The organism is Ureibacillus sp. 179-F W5.1 NHS (genome assembly GCF_045369345.1).
GTDB classification, from domain to species: Bacteria; Bacillota; Bacilli; order Bacillales_A; family Planococcaceae; genus Ureibacillus; species Ureibacillus halotolerans.
In genome coordinates, this window is sequence record NZ_JBIQFG010000072.1 from 1 (window position 1) to 7443 (window position 7443).

General features: G+C 35.1%; 5 protein-coding genes and 1 riboswitch. Of the genes, 3 read left to right on the forward strand and 2 right to left on the reverse strand.

The genetic code is table 11. The features are described 5' to 3' along the window. Positions 1-103: 103 nt before the first annotated feature. The gene (gene pckA / locus ACH0B5_RS17450; protein WP_122973681.1) at positions 104-1690 is read right to left on the reverse strand and encodes a phosphoenolpyruvate carboxykinase (ATP); all 1587 of its coding nucleotides are present in this window, start codon (positions 1688-1690) and stop codon (positions 104-106) included. A gap of 200 nt (positions 1691-1890) precedes the next feature. Continuing rightward, positions 1891-2006: riboswitch (SAM riboswitch) on the forward strand. Positions 2007-2477: 471 nt separating this feature from the next. Here pckA and metK point away from each other — a divergent pair. Beyond that, positions 2478-3674 (forward strand): methionine adenosyltransferase, encoded by a 1197-nt coding sequence (gene metK, locus ACH0B5_RS17455; RefSeq protein WP_406928225.1) that lies wholly within the window; start codon positions 2478-2480, stop codon positions 3672-3674. Between the two features lie 491 nt (positions 3675-4165). Here metK and ACH0B5_RS17460 read toward each other — a convergent pair whose 3' ends face one another. Continuing rightward, complete coding sequence (locus ACH0B5_RS17460) at positions 4166-4678, reverse strand: gamma carbonic anhydrase (protein WP_406928226.1); 513 nt, start codon at positions 4676-4678, stop codon at positions 4166-4168. A gap of 121 nt (positions 4679-4799) precedes the next feature. On the opposite strand from ACH0B5_RS17460, the gene ACH0B5_RS17465 reads away from it, so the two are divergent. Continuing rightward, entirely contained in the window at positions 4800-5603 is an 804-nt protein-coding gene (locus tag ACH0B5_RS17465) for an alpha/beta hydrolase (RefSeq protein ID WP_122973684.1), read from the forward strand. Between the two features lie 224 nt (positions 5604-5827). Next, positions 5828-7282 carry an alanine/glycine:cation symporter family protein gene (locus ACH0B5_RS17470; RefSeq protein WP_406928227.1) on the forward strand — a complete coding sequence of 485 codons (1455 nt, stop codon included), beginning with the start codon at positions 5828-5830 and terminating at the stop codon, positions 7280-7282. Positions 7283-7443: the final 161 nt, after the last annotated feature.

Here is a 7443-nt window from a genome sequence, read left to right on the forward strand (position 1 = left end):
ATTTTATTTCATTATAAATAAAAGTACCCTATAAGAGAGACCTTTTTTCAAGTGTCTTTCTTATAGGGTACATTTTAAATTTAGACGTCCTTTTTATTATGGATTAAGCTAAAGGGCCACCTTTTTTCAAAATATCTTCAGAAACGTTTGTGAACTTTTTGAAGTTTTCTTTGAATAAGTCTGCTAAATAAGCTGCTTTTTTATCATAAGCTTCTTTATCTGCCCAAGCTTCACGAGGATTTAAAACTTCGCTTGGTACACCTTCTACGGCAGTCGGGATATGTAATCCAAAGATTGCATCTTGTGTAGTCTCAACATTATTAAGTTTTCCATCAATAGCAGCACGAACCATTGTACGTGTATAGGAAAGCTTCATACGGTTTCCAACACCATACTCTCCACCAGTCCAACCAGTGTTTACTAAGAATACTTGAGAACCGTGTTCATCAATTTTTTGACCTAACATTTCAGCATAACGAGTTGCTGGAAGTGGTAAAAATGGTGAACCGAAGCATGTAGAGAATACTGGCTCAGGAGATGTTACGCCACGTTCTGTACCTGCTAATTTTGAAGTAAATCCACTTAAGAAGTGGTACATTGCTTGCTCTTTCGTTAATTTGCTGATTGGAGGTAATACTCCGAAAGCATCAGCTGTTAAAAATACGATTGTTTTCGGATGTCCTGCAACGGAAGGTGTAACAATGTTATCGATAAAATGAATCGGATAAGCAGCACGAGTATTTTCCGTTAATGTTACATCATCATAATCAGGAATACGAGTTTCTGGGTCAATTACAACATTTTCTAAAACGGAACCAAAGCGGATTGCGTTATAAATTTCCGGTTCTTTTTCAGCGGAAAGGTTAACCGTTTTTGCATAACAACCACCTTCGATGTTAAATACGCCATTGTCTGACCATCCATGTTCATCGTCACCAATTAACTTGCGATTGCTATCAGCAGATAAAGTTGTTTTACCTGTACCAGATAAACCGAAGAATAACGCTACATCACCAGCTTCACCAACGTTTGCTGAACAGTGCATTGACAGGATATCACGTTCTGGTAATAGGTAGTTCATAATACCGAAAATAGATTTTTTCATTTCACCAGCGTACTCAGTACCACCAATTAAAATGACTTTCTTTTCTAAAGATACAATAATGAATGTTTCGGAAGTAGTACCATCTACTGCTGGATCTGCCTTAAAGGTAGGAGCTGAAACAATTGTAAATTCAGCCACATGAGAAGCTAACTCATCTTTTGTTGGACGGATGAATAATTGATGACAGAATAGATTGTGCCATGCATATTCATTAATTACTTGGATTGGAAGTTGTGATTCTTTATCAGCTCCTGCAAACCCTTTGAATACAAATAGCTCATCTTTTTCTTTTAAATAGTTTACAACTTTAACGTAAAGGTTATCAAACACTTCAGCAGAAATCGGACGGTTTACATTACCCCAGTCGATTTTGTCTTTTGTGCTTTCTTCTTCTACAATATATTTATCTTTAGGAGAACGGCCAGTATATTTACCTGTTTCAGCACGTAAAGCGCCATCTACAGTTAATGTTGCCTCTCCACGTTCGGTAGCTTTTTCCACTAATTGTGGTACTGAAAGTTGAACATTTATATTTTCTCCGTTTAATAATTCCTTCAGTTCATTTGCAATTTCTACTGAATTCATCGATTAAATACCATCCTTTTTTAAGAATTCCCACTTGCATTGGGAGGGTTGATTAATTTCAAAAATAGTATAACACATTGATTTAAATAATCTATACTAATTCCTGAAAATTATTTTATAATTTTAAAACATTTCATGATTTAGGTAAAATCCATTGACAATTAAAGTTACTTTACGTAAGATGTTGTGTTGAACGGATACTCTTATCCCGAGCTGGTGGAGGGTCAAGGCCCTATGAAGCCCGGCAACCTGCATTTTCATTTTATAATGCGATGGTGCCAACCTGATGCAAGGGGATACCCTTGAACGATAAGAGTGAAAGGTAATGTAATGAAACGACAATTCCTTTTACTCATGCAAAAGTACTTGAGTAGAGGAATTTTTTTTTTCAATTTAGAACACAATGAAAAGGATAGTTTAACTACCTATTTTATATGTGCCTTTCTAAATCCATGTATCAAATTACGAATAAGTGAATTTCACTTGCCATAACTTTTGATGCCACTCGATAAAAACTAGATTTCAAAAATGTTCTACAATACATTTTATACGAAATCTAACACAAAAGGTAGCTAAAAATTGTTCAGAACATGTTTTTGTACATATTTCATTATACAATTACTGTCCTTTTTAACTATCTTTAAAAAGATGGAAAATTTAAGCTAAACAAAAAATATCATTGTGACGGCTTGAAGTACTAATCTTTATAAGTGGGCTAAACATGGGTAATAGAGTACCGTATCAACAACGAGGAAAGAGTCTCGCTATAAACTTAGGAGGAAATCAAATGACAAACCGTCGACTGTTTACATCAGAAAGTGTAACAGAAGGGCATCCGGATAAAATTTGTGATCAAATTTCCGATGCTATTTTAGATGCAATCATTTCTGAAGACCCAAATGCACGTGTAGCTTGCGAAACAACGGTAACAACTGGATTAGTGTTAGTTGCCGGGGAAATTACAACATCTACATATGTTGATATTCAAAGTGTTGTTCGCAATACTGTTGCGGAAATTGGCTATACACGTGGGAAATATGGATTCGATGCAGAAAATTTAGCAGTATTAACTGCTATCGGAGAACAATCTCCTGATATTGCGTTAGGTGTAGATCAAGCTTTAGAAGCACGTGAAGGATCTATGACTGATGAAGATATCGAAGCAATTGGTGCTGGTGACCAAGGTTTAATGTTTGGATTTGCATGTAACGAAACGCCAGAATTAATGCCATTACCAATAAGCTTAGCTCATAAATTAGCTCGCCGTTTAACGGAAGTTCGGAAATCAAAGGAAATTCCATATTTACGTCCCGATGGTAAAACTCAAGTTACAGTAGAATACGATGAAAACAATCATCCAATTCGGATTGATACGATTGTTATTTCTACTCAACATGATGAAGATGTAACATTGGAACAAATTCAACAAGACTTAAAAGAAAAAGTAATTAATGAAGTTGTTCCTTCTGATTTAATCGACTATGAAACAAAATACTTCATTAACCCGACAGGACGTTTTGTTATCGGTGGTCCTAAAGGGGATGCTGGTTTAACAGGACGTAAAATTATTGTCGATACGTATGGTGGTTATGCTCGTCACGGTGGCGGGGCATTCTCAGGTAAGGATCCTACGAAAGTAGACCGTTCTGCCGCATATGCTGCAAGATATGTAGCGAAAAATATCGTAGCAGCTGGTCTTGCAGAGCGTGCTGAAGTTCAATTAGCATATGCCATCGGTGTAGCTCGACCTGTTTCAATATCAGTGGATACGTTTGGTACAGGTAAAGTAGAAGAAAATAAATTAGTAGAATGGGTAAGTGAATTGTTTGATCTACGCCCAGCTGGCATTATTAAAATGCTTGATCTACGTCGTCCAATGTATAAACAAACGGCTGCTTATGGTCATTTTGGTCGCACAGATTTAGATGTCCCATGGGAAAACACTGATATCGCTCAAAAATTAAGAGAAAAGGCCGGACTTTAATTTTCTACATGAAAGAAAATTAGGCTGATTCATAGATAACAAGAAAAAATCTGCGAGATTTCTAAGGTGGTTTTTCCCACTTCAATAGAAATTAAGCAGATTTTTTTTTATTTCGGAATGAATATGTAAAAGAAAAATTAATGGAAGAAAAATTTAAATAATGTTTTAAGCATCCTTTTTACAATAGATAAAATGTATAAAACAATTAAGGAAAAAGCGAATATAAAAACATACAGAAGGATTTTTTGAAAAAACAAAATTAGTTGGTCGCTCCCTATTTCATCTAATGCAATCGATATGATGAGGGGAGTTAAAAATACGATGACCGGTGCAGTAAAAATAATAAGGCTGATTAGTAACCATTCAGATCCCTTTATAAGACGTATTACGAAGCACCCCTTCTTTATTTATATGAACAAAAAATAGAGGTAATACTTCGAAGATTTTAATAAAAAGAGTGTAACATGAAAGTTTACACTCACTTAAGAACATTATTTTTGAATTGATTTGTAGTATTGTCCCTTTTCAACGTATTCTCGGATAATGCGGTCCATATCTTCTCTATCTTCTGGGGTAACCATACGAACTACTTTTGCTGGTCTACCCATTGCTAAAGAATTAGGTGGAATTTTTTTACCCGGTGGTACTAAACTACCAGCACCGATAAATGCACCCTCTCCTATCTCAGCACCGTCTAATATAATGGATCCCATCCCAATTAATGCTCGTTTACGAATCACGCAGCTATGTAATGTTACTTGGTGGCCAACTGTTACTTCGTCTTCTATGATTAAAGGATTGTTCGGGCTTTGATGCAAACAACTTAAATCTTGAATGCTACAGCGTTTCCCGATTATAGTAGCTGATACATCCCCACGAATTACCGTATTAAACCAAATGGACGTCTCTTCACCAATTGTGACATCACCAGTAATTACGGCATTATCGGCAATAAATACAGATGGGTCTATTTTAGGATTTTTATTTTTAAATGGATAAATCATCGAAAAATACCTCGTTTCTAAGTATGATATATTATTATCGTATCAAATAAATAAAAGTATGGAAAATAATAATTGGTATATATATCCACAACTGAATAAGTAATGGGCAGGAGGGTGCGTTATGTGGAAATGGGAAGCAGATGGACAAGCAAAGGCAGTAGTCGTTATCATACATAGCGTTTTTGAACATCATCGTTGGTATGCTTGGTTAATTGAAAAACTTCGCTTAGAAGGTTATCACATTGTTATGGGAGATTTGCCAGGCCATGGCGAACATTTAAAATATTCAAAGGTTCATGACGAAACGATTGAAGAGTATTTAGATTATATTAAAAAGTTAATGGAAAGTGCTTTAACATATCAGTTGCCGGTTTTTATTATTGGTCATGGATTAGGTGGAACATTAGCTATTAGATTTTTAAAGAAGAATACAGTGGAATGTGCAGGTCTTATTTTAGCTTCGCCTTGGCTTCATTTAAAGAAAACGGCTAATTTACTTACGAATGCAATTACAAGTTTAGGAACTATAGCATCGAACAAAAAAATCTCGTTGAAGTTCGATAAAAATATGTTAACTAGAAATTTAGACGGCTACAATGAAATGGTTGATTATTTACCATATCATTCCAATGTAACGGTAAGATGGTTTAAAGATATCCATAATTTAATGAAAAATATGACGGCAGAACAGGAAGGGACATTAGCATTACCCATTTTGTTAATGGTTGCTAAAGAAGATAAAATTACTGATCCTCAGCCTGCAAGAAAATGGTTATTTAATCAAATGTCGTCGGAAATTCAATATAAAGAATGGCCGAACAGTTATCATAACTTATATCATGATTATGAACGGGAAGAAGTATTTACGTATGAGAAGGACTTTATCAATAATGTTATTCGTTCGTTAGGATACATTATTAAATAAAATGACATTTAAAGAAAAGAACTATCCATGAAATTCCTTTCGTTGGATAGTCTTTTTTTATGCGAATTCCAAATAGTAGAATAATGAAAATGAATACAATAAATTATCTTAATATTCTAACGTTTTATTTTTATAGTAATAGATAAAAATTTTTATTGAATTGAGGTTTTAATTTATGTAATATAAAGAATATTCTAAATAATAAATGAAAATGAGGTGCATCCATGATTGAGGAGATTGTTACGTGGTTAAACGATATGTTATGGGGTCCAGTAATGATTTATGGTATTTTAATCGTCGGACTACTGTTCTCCATCTTAACGAAATTTGTTCAAGTCCGAAAAATTAAGGATATGTTTGTCCTAATGTTTACAGGAGAAAAATCGGAAGCGGGTATTTCGTCATTCCAAGCTCTATCAATAGCATTATCCGGTCGAGTTGGTACGGGTAATATTGTAGGTACAGCTACAGCTATTGCTTTTGGTGGACCAGGTGCTGTATTTTGGATGTGGGTAACGGCATTTATTGGAGCATCAACTGCATATGTGGAATCAACATTAGCTCAAATTTATAAAGAAAAGAAAAATGGTGTTTACCGAGGAGGTCCAGCCTTTTATTTAGAAAAAGGTACAGGTCAGCGTTGGTTTGGGATTGTCTTTGCAATAGCTGCCATTTTAGCAGTAGCTATTTTAATGCCTGGGGTACAATCAAATGCGATTACTAGTGCGGTAAATAATGCTTTTGGTGTTGAACCGTGGATTACTGGTTTAATTGTTGTAGCGATATTAGCATTTATTATTTTAGGTGGCGTGAAACGTATTGCAAACGCAGCTCAAATTATCGTTCCTTTTATGGCTGTTGCCTATATTTTATTAGCCATTATTGTAATCATAATGAATATTTCCCTTGTTCCAGATGTATTTGCCCTTATTATTCGTAGCGCATTTAATGTTGATGCGACCTTTGGCGGGATGATTGGTGCAGCGATCGCGTGGGGTGTAAAACGTGCAGTTTATTCGAATGAAGCAGGACAAGGTACAGGACCACACTCTGCAGCAGCAGCTGAAGTATCCCACCCAGCTAAGCAAGGTTTAGTACAAGCGGCTTCTATTTATATTGATACATTATTCGTATGTTCAGCAACAGCATTAATGATATTGTTTATGGGTACATATAACACAAATGTAGGAGATGCTAATGGGGAATTAGTAGTTGAAAATGTAGCAGGGGCTACTTATTCAGAATTCACACAATTAGCCGTAAATAAAGCATTCCCTGCCTTAAATGATTTTGGTTCGATGTTTGTGGCCATTGCGCTGTTCTTCTTTGCCTTTACTACAATTATGGCCTATTATTATATTGCTGAAACGAATGTGGCGTACTTATTCACCCAGAAAAGGGAACAATTCTTTACTTGGGTCTTAAAATTTGTCCTCATCATTTCCACTTTCTATGGGGCAATCCGTACATCGGATTTAGCTTGGAAATTTGGCGATTTAGGATTAGGTTTAATGGTTTGGATTAATGTAATCGGAATACTCATATTAATGAAACCAGCTATGTTAGCGTTGAAAGATTACGAGCAACAGAAAAAAGAGGGGAAAGATCCAGTATTTGACCCTATTAAACTAGGAATTAAAAACGCAACCTTCTGGGAGAATTATAAAAAAGATAAATAAAATAAAAAGAGCGGGCAAAGGTAAAATGTACCCTATAAGAAAGACACTTGAAAAAAGGTCTCTCTTATAGGGTACTTTTATTTATGGCTCTATAATATTTGTTGGGGTTTAAAAAAATTTCATAAATAAAAAAGCACGTAATCACCGATTTCTATATACTT

Bases quoted from the DNA above. Each gene is read 5' to 3' on its own strand.
- metK (WP_406928225.1), top strand. From the start codon at position 2,478: ATGACAAACCGTCGACTGTTTACATCAGAAAGTGTAACAGAAGGGCAT.
- pckA (WP_122973681.1), bottom strand. From the start codon at position 1,690: ATGAATTCAGTAGAAATTGCAAATGAACTGAAGGAATTATTAAACGGA.
- ACH0B5_RS17460 (WP_406928226.1), bottom strand. From the start codon at position 4,678: ATGATTTATCCATTTAAAAATAAAAATCCTAAAATAGACCCATCTGTA.
- ACH0B5_RS17470 (WP_406928227.1), top strand. From the start codon at position 5,828: ATGATTGAGGAGATTGTTACGTGGTTAAACGATATGTTATGGGGTCCA.
- ACH0B5_RS17465 (WP_122973684.1), top strand. From the start codon at position 4,800: ATGTGGAAATGGGAAGCAGATGGACAAGCAAAGGCAGTAGTCGTTATC.